This window comes from Saccharopolyspora taberi (genome assembly GCF_039534165.1).
GTDB classification, from domain to species: Bacteria; Actinomycetota; Actinomycetes; order Mycobacteriales; family Pseudonocardiaceae; genus Saccharopolyspora_D; species Saccharopolyspora_D taberi.
The window spans coordinates 42,266-60,286 of sequence record NZ_BAAAUX010000032.1 but is presented as its reverse complement, the minus strand read 5'-3'; the positions used below and the strand labels follow the sequence as shown (position 1 = coordinate 60,286).

At 70.1% G+C, this 18,021-nt stretch carries 20 protein-coding genes and 1 tRNA gene; 13 read left to right on the top strand and 8 right to left on the bottom strand.

Annotated elements, in window-relative coordinates; translation table 11 throughout:
* Positions 1-449: GatB/YqeY domain-containing protein (locus ABD691_RS30715; protein WP_344685729.1), on the bottom strand; the 449-nt coding region annotated here is incomplete at its 3' end.
* 85 nt (positions 450-534) lie between these two features.
* Here ABD691_RS30715 and ABD691_RS30710 point away from each other — a divergent pair.
* Both ABD691_RS30710 and ABD691_RS30705 read left to right on the top strand, forming a co-directional pair.
* Positions 535-1,497: a metallophosphoesterase gene (locus ABD691_RS30710; RefSeq protein ID WP_344685728.1), complete on the top strand. Its 963-nt coding sequence runs from the start codon at positions 535-537 to the stop codon at positions 1,495-1,497.
* A gap of 49 nt (positions 1,498-1,546) precedes the next feature.
* A tRNA-Pro gene (locus tag ABD691_RS30705) sits at positions 1,547-1,620 on the top strand.
* Between the two features lie 58 nt (positions 1,621-1,678).
* Here ABD691_RS30705 and ABD691_RS30700 read toward each other — a convergent pair.
* Positions 1,679-2,923 carry an MFS transporter gene (locus ABD691_RS30700; RefSeq protein ID WP_344685727.1) on the bottom strand — a complete coding sequence of 415 codons (1,245 nt, stop codon included), beginning with the start codon at positions 2,921-2,923 and terminating at the stop codon, positions 1,679-1,681.
* A gap of 167 nt (positions 2,924-3,090) precedes the next feature.
* Between ABD691_RS30700 and ABD691_RS30695 the strand changes: the two genes are divergently transcribed.
* A complete protein-coding gene (locus tag ABD691_RS30695; RefSeq protein WP_344685726.1) occupies positions 3,091-3,969 on the top strand; it encodes a GNAT family N-acetyltransferase in 879 nt (292 codons plus the stop codon).
* A 103-nt stretch (positions 3,970-4,072) separates the two neighbouring features.
* Complete coding sequence (locus ABD691_RS30690) at positions 4,073-5,911, top strand: S9 family peptidase (protein WP_344685725.1); 1,839 nt, start codon at positions 4,073-4,075, stop codon at positions 5,909-5,911.
* A 92-nt stretch (positions 5,912-6,003) separates the two neighbouring features.
* Here the strand turns inward: ABD691_RS30690 and ABD691_RS30685 are convergent, their stop codons facing one another.
* Positions 6,004-6,501: a DUF1059 domain-containing protein gene (locus ABD691_RS30685; RefSeq protein ID WP_344685724.1), complete on the bottom strand. Its 498-nt coding sequence runs from the start codon at positions 6,499-6,501 to the stop codon at positions 6,004-6,006.
* A gap of 192 nt (positions 6,502-6,693) precedes the next feature.
* Here ABD691_RS30685 and ABD691_RS30680 point away from each other — a divergent pair, with 192 nt between their 5' ends.
* On the top strand, positions 6,694-8,550 hold the full coding sequence (locus ABD691_RS30680; protein ID WP_344685723.1) for a glycoside hydrolase family 35 protein: 1,857 nt from the start codon (positions 6,694-6,696) through the stop codon (positions 8,548-8,550).
* Positions 8,551-9,038: 488 nt separating this feature from the next.
* Here the strand turns inward: ABD691_RS30680 and ABD691_RS30675 are convergent, their stop codons facing one another.
* Positions 9,039-9,497 carry a MarR family winged helix-turn-helix transcriptional regulator gene (locus ABD691_RS30675; protein ID WP_344685721.1) on the bottom strand — a complete coding sequence of 153 codons (459 nt, stop codon included), beginning with the start codon at positions 9,495-9,497 and terminating at the stop codon, positions 9,039-9,041.
* 95 nt (positions 9,498-9,592) lie between these two features.
* On the opposite strand from ABD691_RS30675, the gene ABD691_RS30670 reads away from it, so the two are divergent.
* From ABD691_RS30670 to ABD691_RS30660, 3 genes are all read left to right on the top strand, one after another.
* Positions 9,593-9,985 carry a nuclear transport factor 2 family protein gene (locus ABD691_RS30670; RefSeq protein ID WP_344685719.1) on the top strand — a complete coding sequence of 131 codons (393 nt, stop codon included), beginning with the start codon at positions 9,593-9,595 and terminating at the stop codon, positions 9,983-9,985.
* A gap of 79 nt (positions 9,986-10,064) precedes the next feature.
* A complete protein-coding gene (locus ABD691_RS30665; RefSeq protein ID WP_344685718.1) occupies positions 10,065-10,547 on the top strand; it encodes a Fur family transcriptional regulator in 483 nt (160 codons plus the stop codon).
* Entirely contained in the window at positions 10,544-11,992 is a 1,449-nt protein-coding gene (locus ABD691_RS30660) for a catalase (protein ID WP_344685716.1), read from the top strand. Before ABD691_RS30665 ends, ABD691_RS30660 begins: the two co-directional genes overlap by 4 nt.
* A gap of 79 nt (positions 11,993-12,071) precedes the next feature.
* Here the strand turns inward: ABD691_RS30660 and ABD691_RS30655 are convergent, their stop codons facing one another.
* On the bottom strand, positions 12,072-12,707 hold the full coding sequence (locus ABD691_RS30655; protein ID WP_344685714.1) for a TetR/AcrR family transcriptional regulator: 636 nt from the start codon (positions 12,705-12,707) through the stop codon (positions 12,072-12,074).
* 117 nt (positions 12,708-12,824) lie between these two features.
* Here ABD691_RS30655 and ABD691_RS30650 point away from each other — a divergent pair, with 117 nt between their 5' ends.
* Together ABD691_RS30650 and ABD691_RS30645 are read left to right on the top strand one after the other, a co-directional pair.
* Complete coding sequence (locus ABD691_RS30650; RefSeq protein ID WP_344685712.1) at positions 12,825-13,394, top strand: NADPH-dependent FMN reductase; 570 nt, start codon at positions 12,825-12,827, stop codon at positions 13,392-13,394.
* An 8-nt stretch (positions 13,395-13,402) separates the two neighbouring features.
* Positions 13,403-14,845 (top strand): MFS transporter, encoded by a 1,443-nt coding sequence (locus tag ABD691_RS30645; RefSeq protein ID WP_344685710.1) that lies wholly within the window; start codon positions 13,403-13,405, stop codon positions 14,843-14,845.
* Between the two features lie 42 nt (positions 14,846-14,887).
* On the opposite strand, the gene ABD691_RS30640 is transcribed toward ABD691_RS30645, so the two are convergent.
* Entirely contained in the window at positions 14,888-15,067 is a 180-nt protein-coding gene (locus tag ABD691_RS30640) for a DUF397 domain-containing protein (RefSeq protein WP_425565194.1), read from the bottom strand.
* Complete coding sequence (locus tag ABD691_RS30635; protein ID WP_344685708.1) at positions 15,064-15,918, bottom strand: helix-turn-helix domain-containing protein; 855 nt, start codon at positions 15,916-15,918, stop codon at positions 15,064-15,066. Before ABD691_RS30635 ends, ABD691_RS30640 begins: the two co-directional genes overlap by 4 nt.
* Before the next feature lie 121 nt (positions 15,919-16,039).
* On the opposite strand from ABD691_RS30635, the gene ABD691_RS30630 reads away from it, so the two are divergent.
* The 3 genes from ABD691_RS30630 (at position 16,040) to ABD691_RS30620 (ending at position 17,366) form a co-directional block, all read left to right on the top strand.
* A complete protein-coding gene (locus ABD691_RS30630; protein ID WP_344685706.1) occupies positions 16,040-16,285 on the top strand; it encodes an HC3 family zinc finger protein in 246 nt (81 codons plus the stop codon).
* A 162-nt stretch (positions 16,286-16,447) separates the two neighbouring features.
* Positions 16,448-16,921 carry a carboxymuconolactone decarboxylase family protein gene (locus tag ABD691_RS30625; RefSeq protein ID WP_344685704.1) on the top strand — a complete coding sequence of 158 codons (474 nt, stop codon included), beginning with the start codon at positions 16,448-16,450 and terminating at the stop codon, positions 16,919-16,921.
* A 97-nt stretch (positions 16,922-17,018) separates the two neighbouring features.
* Complete coding sequence (locus tag ABD691_RS30620; RefSeq protein WP_344685703.1) at positions 17,019-17,366, top strand: VOC family protein; 348 nt, start codon at positions 17,019-17,021, stop codon at positions 17,364-17,366.
* Here the strand turns inward: ABD691_RS30620 and ABD691_RS30615 are convergent.
* Entirely contained in the window at positions 17,363-17,788 is a 426-nt protein-coding gene (locus ABD691_RS30615) for a hypothetical protein (RefSeq protein WP_344685702.1), read from the bottom strand. The genes ABD691_RS30620 and ABD691_RS30615 overlap by 4 nt on opposite strands.
* Between the last annotated feature and the right edge of the window lie 233 nt (positions 17,789-18,021).

Genomic DNA, 18,021 nt, shown 5'->3' with positions numbered 1-18,021 from the left:
ACCAGCGGAGCGATCCGGCCGCCCTCGGCGCGGCCCGCGACCTTGGCGTTGACGGCCTTCATGACCTGGCCCATCTGCTTCATCCCGGGCCTGGCGCCCAGCTCCTCGCCCACCTCGGCGACGACCTCGCGCACCAGCTCCGCCAGCTCGGCGTCGTCGAGCTGCTTCGGCAGGTAGCGGCGCAGGATCTCGGCCTCGCCGCGCTCGGCCGCCGCCTGGTCGGCCCGGCCGGCGCCGGCGAACGCCTCCGCGGACTCGTCGCGCTTCTTGGCCTCCTTGGTCAGGACGCGCTGCACCTCCTCGTCGCTGAGCTCGCGCGCCTCCTTGCCCGCGACCTCCTCGACGTTGATGGCCGCCAGCGCCATCCGCAGGACACCGGTGACCACGGTGTCGCGTTCCTTCATCGCGGCGGTCAGATCCGCCCGCAACTTCTCCTTGAGCTCGGCCATGCACCGATTATCCCGATCCGCACCAACACGTTTCGCGCCGAGCCCACGCGGTCGAACACCGGCGGACCGCCGTAGGGTTGGCGACGTGAACAAGCTCGGACGGATCCTGCTCACCGGCGGCGCGCTGGGCGCCGCGACCTTCGGCTACGCGGCCGGGATCGAGCGGCGGCACTGGACGCTCCGGCACGCCACGCTGCCGGTGCTGGCCGAGGGCTCCCCGCGGCTGCGCGTGCTGCACGTCTCCGATCTGCACATGATGCCCACCCAGCACTCGAAGCAGCGCTGGGTCTCGGCGCTGGACGAGCTGGAGCCGGACCTGGTGGTCAACACCGGCGACAACCTGGCCCACCCGCAGGCGGTGCCCACCGCGCTGCGCGCGCTGGGCCCGCTGCTGGACCGGCCGGGCATCTTCGTCTTCGGCAGCAACGACTACTACGGCCCGAAGCCGAAGAACTGGGCCCGCTACCTGGTGCCGTCGGCGAAGCAGAAGCGCATCCACGGCACGCCGCTGCCGTGGCGCGACCTGCGCGCGGCGATGACCGAGCGCGGCTGGATCGACGCGACGCACCGGCGCCACGCGCTCGACGTCGGCGGTGTGCGGCTGCACGTGGCCGGCCTGGACGACCCGCACCTGCACCGCGACAAGTACTCCAAGATCGCCGGGCCGGTCCCGGCGGACGCCCAGCTCAACCTCGGCGTGACGCACTCGCCCGAGCCCCGGGTGCTGGACGCGTTCGCCGACGACGGCTACGACCTGGTGCTGGCCGGGCACACCCACGGCGGCCAGCTGCGGCTGCCGGGTTACGGCGCCCTGGTCACCAACTGCGAGCTGGACCGCTCGCGGGCGCGCGGCGCGTCCACGTGGGGCGAGCACATGCGGCTGCACGTCTCGGCGGGTCTCGGCACCTCCCCATACGCGCCGGTGCGGTTCGCGTGCCCGCCGGAGGCGACGCTGTTGACGCTGGTCCCGCGCTCGCAGGAAGTGCGCGAGGGCGGCCGGGACCGCGTGGGCGGGGCCCCCTTCGGGGCGGGTGCGAACGTCCGCTAGACTTTGATCCGTCGGTCGGACAGGCACCCGATAGGTTCACCGGCGAGATCGGGGTGTGGCGCAGCTTGGGAGCGCGCTTCGTTCGGGTCGAAGAGGTCGTGGGTTCAAATCCCGCCACCCCGACAGGGCAGGGCCCGGTCGGACTCCAGCAGGAGTTCCGACCGGGCCCTTTTCCGTTGCCCTAATGCGCGGCCAACTCCCGTTCGCGCTCGCCGGTCCCGTCTCCTCCGGCATCGCGATTCCGGGAAGCGGCGGGAAAACTGTGGCGGCGACCCGCGATGACCACGACCGTGGCCGCGGCGGCCAGCACCGCGGCCACCACCGGCAGGGCGCTCACGCCGATGTGCTCCAGGAACAGCCCGCCCAGTCCGGCCCCGGCGAAGATGCCGAGGTTGAAGGCGAGGACGAACAGCGACGACGCGGCGGTCTGGGCGGCCGGTGCGGCCTTCAGCGCGGCGGACTGGAGCAGCGTCGGCAACGCCGCGTAGGCCAGCCCCAGCACGACGGCCAACACCACGGTCGCCACCGGCAGGTCCCGGATCACCGCCAGCCCCGCCATCGCCGCGGTCACCAGGCCGACCGCCCACAGCAGCGCTCCTCGCGGGCGGGTGTCGACCAGCGCCCCGGCGGCCCAGACCCCCACCGCACCAGCGCCTCCGAAGGCGAAGAGGACGGCGCTGACTCCTTCCTCCGGGATCCCGCGGTTCGCCAGGTACGGCGCGATGTAGGTGTAGAAGGCGAAGTGGGCCAGCATGATCAGGGTCGTGGTGAGCACGATCCCCCTGACCCCCGGGGTCCGGAACGCGGTGCCGACACCGGTCCGCCCGGCCCTGACCCCCTCCACCCGCGGCAGCAGCGTGGCCGCCGCGACCACGACGAGCACGGCGATGACGCCCATGCCGAGGAACGAAACCCGCCAGCCGAAGGTGGTGCCGACGGTGGTGCCCAGGGGCACGCCGAGGGTGAGCGCAGCGGAGTTGCCCGCGAAGACCGCGGCGACCGCGCGACCGGCCTTGTCGGGCGGGACCAGCCGCGTGGCGTAGGAAGCCATCATCGACCACAGCACGCCGTGCACCGCGGCAGCGATCAGCCGGGCGAACGCGGCGGTGGCGTAGTTCGGCGAAACCGCGAGCAGCAGGTTGCTCACCGCGAACACGACCATGATCACCACGAACAGCCGGCGCCGCGGCCAGTGCGAGGTCCAGGCGGTCAGCGGCAGCGTCACCAGGAGGGTGACCAGCGCGTACAGCGAGACCAACTGGCCGATCATCGGCTGTGAAGCCCCGATGCCGTCGCTCATCTGCGGCAGCAGCCCCATCGGAAGCGTCTCCGTGGTGATCGTGAGGAAGGCGGCGGCGAAGAGGGTGACCAGGCCGGCCACAGCCGCCTTGCCGGACGGCGGGGCGTCCTTGACCGTGACATTCATGGCCCGGACGCTAAAGTCTGCCATCCATGTGAGGGTCAAGTTCGCGGTCCATGTCCTGCGCCACAGGCGCCCCTGCCACCCGCTCCGGCAGGCCGGGCCCTTCTCCGTTGCCAGCGGTGTCATCCGCTCCTCCGCCGGGTATTCCGGCGACGGCGTGAGGAGGAGCGATGTCGACGTTTCCGGGTGGGACGCGGGCCGTGCTGCGGCCTGCCGTGCCCGACGATGCCGAGCCGTGCGGCCGGATCTGCTACAACGCCTTCGCCACGCTCGCCGACGAACACGGGTTCCCGCCGGACTTCCCGTCCTCGGAGGTGGGGGTGGCCGCGGTGCGCGGGCTGCTGTCGCACCCGGAGTTCTACGGCGTCGCGGCGGAGATCGACGGCGAGGTCGTCGGGAGCAACTTCCTCGACGAGCGTTCGGTCATCGCCGGTGTCGGACCCATCACCGTCGCCCCCGGCGTGCAGGACTCGGGCGTCGGCAGGGCGTTGATGGCCGACGTGCTGCTTCGCGCGGAACAGCGGGGGTTTCCCGGTGTGCGGCTGCTCCAAGCCGCGTACCACAACCGGTCGCTGAGCCTCTACTCCAAGCTCGGGTTCCGGATCCGCGAACCCGTGCTGAACATGTGGGGCGAACCGATCGGCGCTGCGGTGCCGGGCTATTCCGTCCGGCAGGCGACGTTCGACGACTTCGACGAGTGCAACCGGATCTGCCGGGCCGTGCACGGCCACGACCGCGCCGGGGAGGTGCGGGACGCGCTTTCGCAGGGAAGCGCCCAGGTCGTCGAGCACGGCGGACGGATCACCGGCTACACGACGGGCGTGGGCTTCTTCGCGCACTCGGTCGCGTCGACCAATGACGGCATGCGGGCGCTCATCGCCGCGGCGCCGGAGTTCAGCGGTCCCGGATTCCTCCTGCCCGGCCGCAACGGCGAGCTCGTCGGGTGGTGCCTCGACCGCGGGCTGCGGATCCGGATGGTGACGACGTTGATGTCCATCGGGCTCTACAACGAGCCTTCCGGGGCCTACCTGCCGTCGATCCTGTACTAGCCCCGTACCTGATCAACCCGCCGAAGGCCCGCCAAGTCACTCGTCCGTGGCATTCCTTTCCCACTTCGCCAGCCTGCGGATGACATGGGGCAGGATCGATGGGGTGAGTACCTACCCTGAGGCGCAGATCCCCGAGAAGCTGTTCGACGACCCGACCACCGAAGCCCGCTGGCGGGCCAGGTTCAGCGCTCCGCGCGTCTCGCTTCCGGACTGGGCACGCGACGCGCCGCAGCGCAGCCTGTACGTGTCCAACGTCAGCGGCACGTGGGAGATCTACGCCTGGGACCGCGAACGCGACTCGCACCGCCAGGTGACCGACCGTCCGAACGGGACCTTCCACGGCACCCTGTCGGCCGACGGCGAGCACATCTGGTGGTTCAACGACACCGACGGCGACGAGTTCGGCACCTGGGTCGTGCAGCCGTTCGGCGCGGACGGGCACCGGGAGGCCGTGCCCGGCACCCACCCCGGCTACCCGTCCGGGCTGGAGCTGGGCGCGCGGGTGACCGGCCTGGCGATGTCCACCGACGACGGCGTGACGGTGTGGGTCAGCCGCGACGGCGGGGCGCCGGAAGTCGTCTACCAGCATGAGCAGGACGGCGGGCTGTCCGCGCTGTCCTGGGACGAGTCGCTGCTGGCGATCTCGCACTCCGAGCACGGCGACAGCAGGCACCCGGCGCTGCGCGTGCTGCGCACCGACGGCTCGGTGGTCGCCGAGAAGTGGGACGGACCGGGCAAGGGGCTCGACGCGCTGGACTTCGCGCCGGTCACCGGCGACCAGCGGCTGCTGGTGCTGCACGAGCGCCGGGGCCGCGAGGAGCTGCTGATCTGGGACGTCGGGGCCGACACCGAGACCGAGCTGCGGCTGGACCTGCCCGGCGAGATCTCGGCGGACTGGTACCCGGACGGCAAGGCGCTGCTGATCGCGCACACCCACCACGCCCGCACCACGATGCACCGCTACGACTTCGCCTCCGGCGAGCTCACCGACCTGCCCACGCCGGCGGGCACGGTCGCGGGCGCGACGGTCCGGCCGGACCACTCGGTGGAGTACTCCTGGTCCTCGGCCGCGACCCCGTCGCTGGTCCGAGCGCTGTCGCGGGACGGCGAGGACCAGGTGCTGCTGTCGCCGCCGGGCGACCGCGCGCCGGGATCGCAGCCGGTCGGCGACGTCTTCGTCGACGTGCCGCACGGGCCGAACGACACCGTGCACGCGCTGGTCTCGCGGCCGGAGGGCGATGGCCCGTTCCCGACGGTGTTCAACCTGCACGGCGGCCCGCACGCGGCCGACGAGGACCGGTTCTCGGCCTACCGCGCGGCGTGGCTGGACGCCGGCTTCGCGGTGGTGGAGATCAACTACCGGGGTTCGACCGGCTACGGCTCGGCCTGGCGGGACGCCATCGAGGGCCGCCCGGGGCTGACCGAGCTGGAGGACGTCGCGCGCGTCCAGGACTGGGCGGTCAAGGAGGGCCTGACCACGCCCGAGCTGAGCGTGGTCGCGGGCGCGTCCTGGGGCGGCTACCTCACGCTGCTGGCGCTGGGCACGCAGCCGGAGCGCTGGGCGTGCGGTGTCGCCGGGGTTCCGGTCGCCGACTACGTCTCGGCCTATGCCGACGAGATGGAGCCGCTGCGCGCCTACGACCGGGCGCTGTTCGGCGGCTCGCCGGAGGACGTGCCGGACGTCTACCGCGACTGCTCGCCGCTTACCTACGTCGAGCAGGTGCGGGCGCCGGTGCTGGTGCTGGCCGGGGACAACGACCCGCGCTGCCCGATCCAGCAGATCCTGAACTACCTGGACCGGCTGGCCGAGCGGGAGGTGCCGTTCGAGTTCTACCGCTACGACGCCGGGCACGGATCGCTGGTGGTGGCCGAGACGCTGCGCCAGGTCGCCGCCGAGATCCACTTCGCGCGGCGGGTGCTAACGCCCCCGATGGGGCGTTAGCCGGTGCAACGCACCATCCGCCCGCAGGGCGGATTCACAACAGGGCGGGGCGCACTCAAGCGCCCCGCCTCTGCCTATAAGCCGCTCTCTGCCTACAACCGCTCCGCCCGAACGACGTCGAGGTTGTGGAACGTCGGCTCGCCCTCGCACAGTTCGCGCATCCGCTGCGCCAGCGCGTCGGTCTCCGGCAGCGCCGAGTTCCGCATAGCGTCCTCATAGGACGGAAACTCCACGAACTCGTAGAAGCTGTCCGGTTGGTCGTGGTCGGTGGTCAGCACCGCGCGGGTCGCGGTGCGCTTGCCGCCGGTGACGTCCTCCCACTCGTCCAGCAGCCGGTTCAGCTCCTCGCGCCGCTTCGTCCGGAACTCGATGAGCTGGACGAAGTTCATCCCGTTGCCGCCCGCGGCGGGCGCTTCGTCTTCAAGAAGGCCCCGGATGTCCGTGCGCAGCTGGTCGCTGTCCTCGTGGCCGTGCACCGAGACGGCGTGGTCGACGGCGGCCCGCAGGACCTCGTCCTCCTCGCCGCTGATCGTCAGCGTGCAGTTCATCTCGCTCGGGTACTTGCGGCAGTCCGCCACTTTCCTGGTCATGATCACTCCCGTGGCCGGTCGGTCCCGCCTCGCGGTTCAAGGTTCGGCCGCGCCACCCGGAGCGCACAGGGGCTTCCGGCCCGTGTTCCGCCGTTTGGTCGAAGTCCGTGACCGGCGAGCCACCTATCCTCAATTTCTGCGTGAAAGAGCGCGAAACAATGTGGTTTCAAGCATCTTTGCGAAGGAGTTGGCATGGCTGGTTTCAGTCGACGAGGGTTCCTGGGAGCGGTCGCGCTCGGCGGCGCGGCGACGGTCGCCGGGACGAACCGGGTGCTGGCCGAGGCCACCGGCCGGTCCGGGCTCACCGTGCGCGGCGACGAGTTCCTGCTCGACGGGGAGCCGTTCCGGATCATCGCCGGCGAGATGCACTACTTCCGCACGCATCCCGACCAGTGGCGCGACCGGCTGCTCCGGATGCGCGCGCTGGGCCTGAACTCGGTCGACACCTACGTCGCCTGGAACTTCCACGAGCCGCGGCGCGGACAGGCCGACTTCTCCGGCTGGCGGGACGTGGCCCGGTTCGTCGAGACCGCGGGCGAGGTCGGGCTCAAGGTCATCGTCCGCCCCGGCCCCTACATCTGCGCCGAGTGGGACTTCGGCGGCCTGCCGCCCTGGCTGCTCGAAGACCGGAACCTGCCGCTGCGGTGCAGCGATCCGGCCTACACCGACCTGACGCTGCGCTGGTTCGACGAGCTGCTGCCGCGCCTGACGCCGTTGCAGGCGACCAAGGGCGGGCCGTTGCTGGCGCTCCAGGTCGAGAACGAGTACGGCAGCTACGGCAACGACCAGGTGCACCTGGAGCAGCTGAAGAACGCCATGCGCGAGCGCGGTGTCGACAGCCTGCTGTTCTGCTCCAACGGGCCGTCCGACTACATGCTTCGCGGCGGGAACCTTCCCGACGTGCTCGCGACCGTGAACTTCTCCGGTGATCCGACCGACCCGCTCAAGGCGTTGCGCGAGTACCAGCCGGAAGGTCCCTTGTGGTGCACGGAGTTCTGGGACGGCTGGTTCGACCACTGGGGCGAGCAGCACCACACCACGGACCCGGTCGAGACCGCCGGTCACGTCGACAAGATGCTCGCGGCGGGAGCGTCGGTGTCGCTGTACATGGCCACCGGGGGAACCAACTTCGGCTGGTGGGCCGGGGCGAACTACGACACCGGCAACGACCTCTACCAGCCGACGATCACCAGCTACGACTACGACTCCCCCATCGGCGAGGCCGGGGAGCTGACGACGAAGTTCCACCGCATCCGCGAGGCCATCGCCAAGCACGCGCCCGTCCCCGACGAACCGCTGCCGGAACTGCCACCGCGCCTGGCGCCGCAGACCGTCCGTCCTCATGAGACGGTCGGGCTGCTGGAGTCGCTGGACGTGCTCAGCACTCCGGTGCACAGTGCGATTCCCGCGCACATGGAGAAGTTCGGCCAGCCGTACGGGCTGATCCACTACAGCACTCGCATCCAGGGGCCGCGGGCCGCCGCCGGGCTGGGGATCTCCGGACTCGCTGACCGAGCATTGGTGTTCAGCGACGGCAAGTACCTCGGGACGCTCGATCGCAACACCCCGGACCAGACCATCGACATCGCGGTGCCGGGCTCGTCGGGGCGGTTGGACCTGCTGGTCGATACCGGTGGGCGGGTCAACTTCGGGCAGCTGCTCAGCGATCCGAAGGGGATCAGCGATCGGGTGCTGCTCGGCGCGCAGGCGCTGCACGGGTGGGAGGTCCGGTGCCTGCCGTTGGACGACCTGTCCGGGCTTCGGTTCGGGCTTCGGTTCGGCGGGGGGACTTCGGTCGGGCCGGTGTTTCACCGGGCGGAGATCTCGGTGCCGGAGCCTGCTGACGGGTTTCTTGCGTTTCCCGGGTGGGAGAAGGGGTTGGTGTGGTTGAACGGGTTTTTGCTCGGGCGGTATTGGGATGTTGGTCCACAGCGGACTCTTTATGCTCCTGGGCCTCTTTGGCGGCGGGGTGGGAATGAGGTTTTGGTGTTGGAGATGTATCGGGGTGGTGGGGGGATCGAGGTTCGCTCCGAAGCTGATTTGGGGTGAGGGTCTGCAGTCGGGCTCCCGGACGGGAGCGGCTCTGCCGGTTCGGGTTCCTGTTGGGCTCGTGGTTTCCGGGGCGCTCGCCGCCCCCGGACCCCCGGCAGGTCTCCGGGACCGAAGCGGCTCTGCCGGTTCGGGTTCTTTTGGGCTCGTGGTTCTGGGGCGCTCGCCGCCCCCAGACCCCCGGCAGGTCTCCGGGATGAGTCTCCGCGGTTCGCTGCGGTTCGGTTGGGGTGGTTCTCATCCCGTCGACCTCCACGAGGGCTATCAGACCGCGTCAAGGGGGCCTTATTGCTTGGCCGCTGCGGTTTTCTTGTCGGTGCCCCCTTGACACGGCCTGATCGGGCTGGCGCCAGGTCGACGGGATGAGAACCAAACCCCGCCCTTGTAGGTGGGGGCATTTGCTGGGCGCGTTGTGCGCGGAGACTTCAACTCCGCCCTTGTGGGTGGGGACTTCGTTGTCCGCTGGGCGCGTTGGTCTGGGTGGTGCCCTAGTGCGAGGTGGCCTCTGGGAACACCTCGTCCCGTACGGTGCGCAGGGCCTCCAGCAGTGCGTCCAGCTGCTCGGGCGTCAGCAAACCCGTCAGCCACCTGTCGATCTCGGCCAGGTGGTCGGGCAGGAAACGCTCCAGCACTTTCCTTCCTTCTGCCGTGACGACCGCGTAGGTGCTGCGGCGGTCGTCGGGGCGGGACTCGCGGTCGGCGAAGCCCCTTGCTTCGAGGCGGTCCACGACCCGGGTGATGCCGCTGGTGGACAGTGCCGTCTGCGCTGCGAGGTCGCTCATCCGCAGTCTGCCGCCCGGTGACCGGGCCAGGCGGATCAGCACGTTGAAGTCCGGGCGGGCCAGGCCGTGCGCTGCCAGCCCCGGCAGGAGCTTGCGGACCAGGCCGTCGTGGGCCTCCATCAGCAGCCCGGACGCGGTCAGCCGCGGATCGTCGATGTCGCTCACCCCGCCATCTTAGTTGCTGGGCGGATAGTTGATGCGCGGAATAAATCTGGGGGCCATCCGCTTGCACCTCCTGACATCGTGATCAGGAGGTAGCCATGAACGACACCCGCGCCACCATCGAGGAGTTCTACGCCCGCATCGGGGCCGGCGACGCCGAAGGCGCGACGGCGCTGTTCGCCGAGTCCGTCGACTGGTACGTCTACGGCTCCCCGGCCGTCCCGTGGGTCGGCAGGCTGTCGACCAGGGCCGAGGTCGCCGAGTTCTTCGCGCTGCTGCCCGAGCGGCTGGAGCGCAGGGCATTCGACGTCGCGCGGCTGCTCGTCGACGGTGAGCACGCGGTTGCCCTCGGGCACATGCACCAGATCGTCCGGGCCACCGGCAAGCCCTTCATCACGCCCTTCGCGTTCCACTTCACCGTCGTCGATGGCAGGATCACCCGTTACCACGCCTACGAGGACAGCCACGCGCTCGCCGAGGCCGTCAGCTGAGGTGGCCGGGGCGCTCACCACATGTTGGGGACGTTATCTTGACTGATTCCAGTTTATCCGTGGCATACTGGGTGGCGCCATGACCCCCGATGCGGTCCCCGCCAAGACCCCCGGTGACGTGCGCGAACGGTTGCGCGGCGCCGGGCTGCGGGCGACCGGGCCCAGGATCGCGACGCTGCGGTGGCTGCGGGACCACCCGCACTCGACCGCGGACCAGGTGGCGAGCGCGGTTCGGCAGGACCTGGGTTCGGTGTCCACGCAGGCCGTCTACGACGTCCTGAACGCGTGCACCGAGGCCGGGCTCCTCCGGCGCATCGAACCGGCCGGGCACCCGGCCCGGTTCGAGACCCGCACCGCCGACAACCACCACCACCTGGTGTGCCGCCAGTGCGGCCGGACCGAGGACGTGGACTGCGTCCACGGCGCCGCGCCGTGCCTGACGCCGTCGACCACCGCGGGCTTCGAGGTCGACGAGGCGGAGATCGTCTTCTGGGGTCGTTGCCCAGACTGTCGATCGTCGGCCGACGAGCCGACCGACCACCACGAGGAGGCGCGATCGTGAGTTCGGCACGATTCACGACGACCAATGCCGGCATCCCGGTCGGCAGCGACGACCACTCCCTCACCGCGGGCCCGAACGGTCCGGTCCTGCTCCAGGACCACTACCTGATCGAGAAGAACGCGCAGTTCAACCGCGAGCGGGTGCCCGAGCGCGTGGTGCACGCCAAGGGCGGCGGCGCGTTCGGCTTCTTCGAGGTGACCGAGGACGTCAGCCAGTTCACCAAGGCCGCCGTGTTCCAGCCGGGCACCAGGACCGAGACGCTGATCCGGTTCTCGTCGGTCGCCGGTGAGCTGGGTTCCCCCGACACCTGGCGCGACCCGCGCGGAACCGCGATCAAGTTCTACACGACCGAGGGCAACTACGACCTCGTCGGCAACAACACCCCGGTCTTCTTCATCCGCGACGCGATCAAGTTCCCGGACTTCATCCGCTCGCAGAAGCGCCGCGCCGACAACCACCTGCGCGACCACGACATGCAGTGGGACTTCTGGTCGGCCTGCCCCGAGTCGGCCCACCAGGTGACCTGGCTGATGGGCGACCGCGGCATCCCGGCCACCTGGCGGAACATGAACCTCTACGGTTCGCACACCTACCTGTGGCAGAACGCGGGCGGCGAGAAGTTCTGGGTCAAGTACCACTTCAAGACCGACCAGGGCCACGACTTCCTCACCCAGGCCCAGGCCGACCAGCTCGCAGGCACCGACGCGGACCACCACATCCGCGACCTGTGGAACACCATCAAGGCGGGCGAGCACCCGAGCTGGACGCTGTACGTGCAGGTCATGCCGTACGCCGAAGCCGCGGACTACCGGTTCAACCCGTTCGACCTGACCAAGGTGTGGCCGCACGGCGACTACCCGCTGATCGAGGTCGGCCGGTTCGTGCTGAACCGGAACCCGGAGAACTACTTCGCCCAGATCGAGCAGTCCGCGTTCGAGCCGTCGAACCTGGTGCCGGGCATCGGCCCGTCGCCGGACAAGATGCTGCAGGGCAGGCTGTTCTCCTACCCGGACGCGCACCGCTACCGGATCGGCACCAACTACATGGAGCTGCCGGTCAACCGGCCGATCTCGGAGGTCAACAGCTACTCCAAGGACGGCTCGATGCGGTTCGGCCTCGGCCAGGACCCGGTCTACGCGCCGAACAGCTACGGCGGCCCGCACGCCGCGACCGAGACCTTCGCCGACGACGTGGCCCCGGCCAACGTCGAGCAGGAGATCCTGCGCACCGCCTACGCCCTGCACTCCGAGGACGACGACTTCGGCCAGCCGGGCACCCTGGTGCGCGAGGTCTTCAGCGACGAGGAGCGCGCCCGGTTCGTCGACAACGTCTCCGGCCACCTGCTCGGCGGCGTGAGCAAGCCCGTCCTGGAACGCGCGCTGGCCTACTGGCGCAGCGTCGACAAGGACACCGGTGACAAGATCGCCGAGAAGGTCCAGGGCTGATCCGGCCCTGACCCACCGCTGACTGCGGTAACCCACCACAACGCGCGGCCCGGGGGCTCTCCCCCGGGCCGCGTGCCGTCTACTTAGGACGGTAAGCGCGCAGGAACACCTCGACGCCGGCCCGGACGATCTCCTCCCGCTCGGCGTCGCCGATGGGCAGCGCGCCGTAGTACGTCCGGCTCTGCACCTCGCTGCCCACCAGCGCCACGAAGTGCAGCGCAGCCCGCTTCGGGTCCGGGACGTCGAGCAGGCCCCTGTCGCCCAGCTCGGCCAGCCTGCGCGCCAAGTCCTCGTGCACGCGCTGCGGCCCCGCCTCCTGCCAGGCGTGGATGACGTCGTCCGGGACATGGCCGATCTCGGCCTGGATCTGGCGCACCAGCGCGAAGTGCGCGCCGAACCGGGGCATCACCCTGGTGAAGGCGAGCCCGAGGTCGACCAGGTCCGACTCCAGATCGACGATCTTGCCGAGGTTGCGGTCCAGGTCGGCCAGCTGGACCTCGCGGACCTGCTCCGCGCTTTCCAGGATCACCGCGCGGAACAGCTCCTCCTTGTCCTTGAAGTGGTTGTAGATGGTGCGGGTCGAGACCTCGGCGGCCTTGGCGATCGCGTCGATGCTGGCGCGGGTGTAGCCGTCCCGGCCGAACACCTCGCGGGCCCCTTCGAGGATCGCCCGCCGCTTCTCCGGTCCGCGCCGCGCGGCGTTCTCCCTGCTCAAAGCACACTCCCAAGCCTAAGTACAGCGATCATAAGTACAGTGGTCATTGCACTAAGTGCATTACATGTTGTACTTTACCACTCGTCCGCCTCCGGCACACCGACCCGAGGAGTGAAGATGTCCGAACTGCGCCTCGCAGTGATCATCGGGAGCAACCGCGAAGGCCGCTTCGGGCCGACCGTGGCCAGCTGGTTCGCCGAGCAGGCCCGGCAGTTCGACGGCCTCGACGTCGACGTCGTGGACCTGGCCGGGATCCCGCTGCCCACCGCCATCGACTTCGGCGCCGAGCCCGGCCCGCACGTGACCGCGCTCGGCGAGCGGCTGGCCGCCGCCGACGCCTTCGTCGTCGTCACGCCCGAGTACAACCACAGCTTCCCCGCGCCGCTGAAGAACGCGATCGACCTCTACCGCGCGGAGTGGCAGGCCAAGCCGGTCGGGTTCGTGTCCTACGGCGGCATGGGCGGCGGTCTGCGCGCCGTCGAGCAGCTGCGGCTGGTGTTCGCCGAGCTGCACGCGACGACCGTCCGCGACACCGTCAGCTTCCACAACGCGTGGGACCGCTTCGACGAGTCCGGCGTGCCGGTCGACGAGGGCTGCAACGCCGCGGCCAAGGGCATGCTCAACCAGCTCACCTGGTGGGCCCGCGCGCTGCGCGGCGCCCGCGCGGCCGAGCCGTACGCCGCGTGAGGCCGACCGTGAAGAACAAGCTGACGCTGGCGGTCGTCCTGCTCGGGTACCTGACGCTGCCGATGTCGATGTCCGGCACGACGGTCGCCCTGCCGCAGATCGGGGCGGCGTTGAACACCTCCGGCAGCACCCTGCAATGGGTGGTGACCGGCTACTTCCTCACCGCGTCGTCGTTCATGCTGGTCGCCGGGTCGACCGGGGACCTGTTCGGCAGGCGCCGGATCTACCGCGCCGGGGCGGCGACCTACGCGCTGGGCAGCCTGGTCGCCGCAGTGACGCCGAGCATCCTGCTGCTGGACGTGGCCCGCACGGTCACCGGCATCGGGGCGGCCGGGGTGATGGCCGGTGGCGGCGCGATCCTGGCGTCCACGTTCACCGGGGCCGAGCGCACCAAGGCGTTCGCCGCGATGGGCACCGTCGCGGGCGTGGGCATGGCGATCGGCCCGACGCTGGCGGGCTGGCTGGTCGGCGCGCTCGGCTGGCGGGCCACCTTCGGCACCTTCGCCGCGGCGGGATTCCTGCTGCTGGCGGGCACTTCCGCGATGACCGAGTCCCGCGCCGAACAGCGCACGCGGGTGGACTGGATCGGCGCGCTGACGTTCATCGGCGGGCTCGCGTCGGTCATGTTCGCGATCACCCAGAGCTCCCGCGCGGGCTGGACGAGCCCGCTGGTGCTGGGCCTGCTCGCGGCGGGCGCGGGACTGCTCGCGGTGTTCGCGGCCGTCGAGCGGCGCTCGCCGCACCCGGTGCTGGACCTGACGCTGCTGCGCGACCGGCGGTTCGTCGGCTGGCTGCTGGCGGGCGTGGTGATGGTGCTGGGCTTCGGCGGGGTGATGTCGTACCTGCCGACCTACCTGCAGGGAGCGAACGGGATGTCGGCGCGGGATTCCGGCCTGGTCATGCTGATGTCGACGGTGCCGACGCTGGTGCTGCCGATGCTCACCGGACGACTGGTCAACCGGGGTGTCCCGCCGCGGCTGCTGATCACCGGCGGCCTGCTGCTGATCGCGGCGGGCAACGCCTGGCTGACCCGGCTGCACCCGGGGATCGGAGGAGGGGAACTGCTCGGTCCGCTGCTGACGGTGGGGCTCGGGATCGGCCTGGCGACGGGCCTGATCGACGCGCAGGCGATGAACCAGGTGGACCGCTCGCGCACCGGCATGGCGGCCGGGCTGCTGAACACGGTCCGCGGCGGCAGCCAGACGCTGGTGATGGCGCTGTTCGGCTCGGTGCTGATCACGCTGCTGACCGGCGGTCTCGGTGCGGAGCAGGCGGGCCGGGTGGCGACCGGGAAGCTCGGCACCGCCGAGCAGGCCGCACAGCTGACCGGGGCTTGGCAGGTCATGCTCTGGGCGATCGCCGCGCTGACCGCGCTCGGCGCGGTGGCGGTGGGGGCACTGCTCGCACCTTCGCGCGTTGAGGTGCGGCGCGCGGTGGTGGCGGTTTCTTGACCGTGCGGCCCGGGTTTTGCCCGGGCCGCACGGGGTTTCGCGTCAGTGGTCGAAGCGGCCGGTCTTCAGCGCGGCGAGGAACGCCCGCCACTGCGGACCGGTCGCCGTGAAGTACCCGGCCGCGCGGTCCTTCGTGTCTCGGACCGCCGCTCCGGCGGGTAAGGCGCCGACTTCGACGCAGTTTCCGTTGGGGTTGCTGTAGCTCGACTTCCGCCACATCATGCGCGCTCCCTCTGCTCGGCGAGCTTCCCGATGAACTCTGACGTCGCCGCAGTGGTCAAGGCAACCCTGCTGATGCTGTCCACCGCATGCCGGTACGCCTGGACGTCGTCGTCATCGGGGACGAACGCCCCGGAGCTGTAGTGCTCGAAGTGCACGACGGGTGGCGAATCCGGGAAGTCGTAGAGCACGAACGGCCCCGCCACTCCTGGATGCCAGCCGACGCGCGCCGGTACGACCCGGATGACCACGTTGTCCCGGGCACCCAGTTCGAGGAGGTGCTGGAGCTGGTCCGCCATCACCCCGGGTTCGCCGATCTTGTCCTTCACGGCGTTCTCGCCGATCAACACGGAGAGGTGGACCGGATTCTTGCCGGTCACCACTTCCCGCCGCGCCGTGCGCAACATCACCCGGGCCTCGGTCTCGTGCACCGGAAGGCCGCTGGCGAGGGAGATCGCACGCGAATAGTCGGTAGTTTGCAGCAGCCCGGGCACGACCATCGGCGCCCATTCGACGATGGCGGAAGCGGCTCGCTCGCATTCGACGGCCCCGGCCAACTGCTGCGGAATGCCGGGCATTCCGACGGTGAGCCAGTTCGGTTCGCCTGCGTGCCGGGCGAGCTCGACCAGGCGCTTCTTCTCGGAACCGGTCACCCCGGCCGCCGTCAGCAGCGACGCCACGTCCTCCGGTGTCGGTATCCGTCGACCGGTCTCCCAGTGCGAAACCGTTCCATGGCTCAGACCCAAACGTCGGCTCAGTTCTCTTCCACTCACCCCCGAACGCTCCCGAATCGAACGGATCGCGGCGGAAAGCGCGCGGGCTCTCGGAGTTACACCGTTACTGTCTACAGGCACAAGACAAATGCTATCCGCAAAGAATCGCCTTGCACTTCCCTCAATCGTGGAATTGATCAGCGTCTAATAGACGGGCAATCTGGCTACATCAATTGATCTCCAGTTCACCAGGGCGGTGCCGATGTACCCGTTCCACTGGGTCCCCTGCGAGGGCTCCCGGCACGCGAGCCTGGACGCCCGGCCCGCGGGCGGCTACCCGACCGGAACGGAAGTGACGACGTTGTGCGGCAAGCGACTGCCCGCCGACAACTCGGAACTCGCCTGGCTCTGGCCGACCTGCCCGCCCTGCAACCGCGAAGCGCACCGCCTCGCGGCTCCGGCGCTGGAACTCCAACGCCGAATCCTCAACGGCCTGATCAGGTTCTGAGACCCGGCTCGGTGCCGCTGCCCCCGACTCCGGGCACCGAGCCGCGCGACCGGTCGGGGCAACCTCCTCCCCCCTGCCCCGACCGGTCGCACCCCCGTGTCACATCTCCCCGAGCGCCGGGGTCATAGGGGTGTACCCATCGAAAGAGCAAGGAGCGCACCGATGAACGCCCGACTGAACATCGTCGAGAACCGGGTCTCGGCCAAGGCCATCAAACACATCGTCGCGGCAGGCAAAGCCGTCTCGGACTCGGGGCTTCCCGAGTCGACCCACCACCTGGTGCTCCTGCGCGCGAGCCAGATCAACGGCTGCGGGTTCTGCGTCGACATGCACTCCAAGGACGCCCTGCACGCCGGGGAGACCACGGTGCGCCTCAACCTCGTGGCCGCGTGGCGGGAGGCCACGGTGTTCACCGAGGCGGAGCGGGCCGCGCTGGAGCTGGCGGAGGCGGGCACCCGCATCGCCGACGCGGCGGGCGGGGTCTCCGACGACGTCTGGGCGAACGCCGCCAAGCACTACGACGAGGACCAGCTCGCCGCCCTGGTCACCCTGATCGCGGTCATCAACTCCTTCAACCGCCTGAACGTCCTCGTCCAGAACCCCGCGGGCGACTACCAGCCCGGCATGTTCGGGTGACGCTCGGCGCAGTCCCGTCGATCGACTGTTCCGGGGTTCGGCGGCGGCGTTGATCCGCGATACTCCGGGGTCAGTCCAGTCGAACCGGGAGCAGCCGATGTCCGTTCGCCGCGTCATGCCCATCATCCGGTCCGAAGCCGCGCAGGAGAGCCGGGAGTTCTACGGCCTGCTCGGGTTCGAGGAGGTGATGAACCTCGGCTGGATCATGACGCTGGCCTCACCGTCGAGTCCGACGGCGCAGGTCAGCGTCATGTCCAGCGACAAGACCGCCCCGGTGACCCCGGACATGAGCATCGAGGTCGACGACGTGGACGCGGTGCACGCGGCCGTGCTGGACAGCGGTGCGGAGATCGTCCACCCCCTCCAGGACGAGGAGTGGGGCGTGCGGCGGTTCTTCGTCCGCGACCCCAGCGGACGGGTGATCAACGTCCTGAGCCACCGCTAGACGCGCAGCTCGGTGTGCAGGGCCATGCCCTGCTGGCTGGAGCAGTAGATGTTGCCCTTGGCGTCCGGGCCGGAGCCGCCGTCGGTGGCGCAGGACCACTGCCCGTTCATCACGGTCGCGTTGCGCTGCGTGCCTTCGTACTGGTCCGCCGGGAGGTTCCGGTACTCGTCGATGACGTTGAACGCCTCGGTGCAGCCGACCCGGCCCGCCGGGGTCACGTCGCCGATGAGGTCGTAGGTGCGGTCGCCGAAGTCCAGCGGGCCGCAGTTGACCGGCTCGACGCCGTGCTGGCTCGCGGCGAGCGCGGCTCCGCCGCCGGAGGCCGGGGCGGGGGCCGGCTGCTCCGCCGTGGCGCAGCCGGTGAGCAGGACGGCGCCGGTCACGGCGACGGCGGGGGCGATTCCCAGGATGCGCTTGAGCATGCGATCTACCTCCAGGCTGGTTTTGGGCTTTTCTGTTCGGTAGACGCTTGTTTTGGGGTGGGGTTGGTTTGGGGCGGGGAGGGGATTGTCACAGGGTTTGGGGGCAACCTTGGGGCGGAGGGGGTTTGCCGGTTTGGCTGCGGTTTCGTGGGGCTTTCTGGGGCCCTCGCCGGCCCCAGACCCCCGGCAGGTCTCCGGGACCGAAGCGGCTTTGCCGGTTCGGAGTCCGGTAG

Bases quoted from the DNA above. Each gene is read 5' to 3' on its own strand.
- ABD691_RS30620 (WP_344685703.1), top strand. From the start codon at position 17,019: ATGTCCGTTCGCCGCGTCATGCCCATCATCCGGTCCGAAGCCGCGCAG.
- ABD691_RS30615 (WP_344685702.1), bottom strand. From the start codon at position 17,788: ATGCTCAAGCGCATCCTGGGAATCGCCCCCGCCGTCGCCGTGACCGGC.
- ABD691_RS30625 (WP_344685704.1), top strand. From the start codon at position 16,448: ATGAACGCCCGACTGAACATCGTCGAGAACCGGGTCTCGGCCAAGGCC.
- ABD691_RS30695 (WP_344685726.1), top strand. From the start codon at position 3,091: ATGTCGACGTTTCCGGGTGGGACGCGGGCCGTGCTGCGGCCTGCCGTG.
- ABD691_RS30700 (WP_344685727.1), bottom strand. From the start codon at position 2,923: ATGAATGTCACGGTCAAGGACGCCCCGCCGTCCGGCAAGGCGGCTGTG.
- ABD691_RS30680 (WP_344685723.1), top strand. From the start codon at position 6,694: ATGGCTGGTTTCAGTCGACGAGGGTTCCTGGGAGCGGTCGCGCTCGGC.
- ABD691_RS30650 (WP_344685712.1), top strand. From the start codon at position 12,825: ATGTCCGAACTGCGCCTCGCAGTGATCATCGGGAGCAACCGCGAAGGC.
- ABD691_RS30670 (WP_344685719.1), top strand. From the start codon at position 9,593: ATGAACGACACCCGCGCCACCATCGAGGAGTTCTACGCCCGCATCGGG.
- ABD691_RS30665 (WP_344685718.1), top strand. From the start codon at position 10,065: ATGACCCCCGATGCGGTCCCCGCCAAGACCCCCGGTGACGTGCGCGAA.
- ABD691_RS30630 (WP_344685706.1), top strand. From the start codon at position 16,040: ATGTACCCGTTCCACTGGGTCCCCTGCGAGGGCTCCCGGCACGCGAGC.
- ABD691_RS30685 (WP_344685724.1), bottom strand. From the start codon at position 6,501: ATGACCAGGAAAGTGGCGGACTGCCGCAAGTACCCGAGCGAGATGAAC.
- ABD691_RS30640 (WP_425565194.1), bottom strand. From the start codon at position 15,067: ATGATGTGGCGGAAGTCGAGCTACAGCAACCCCAACGGAAACTGCGTC.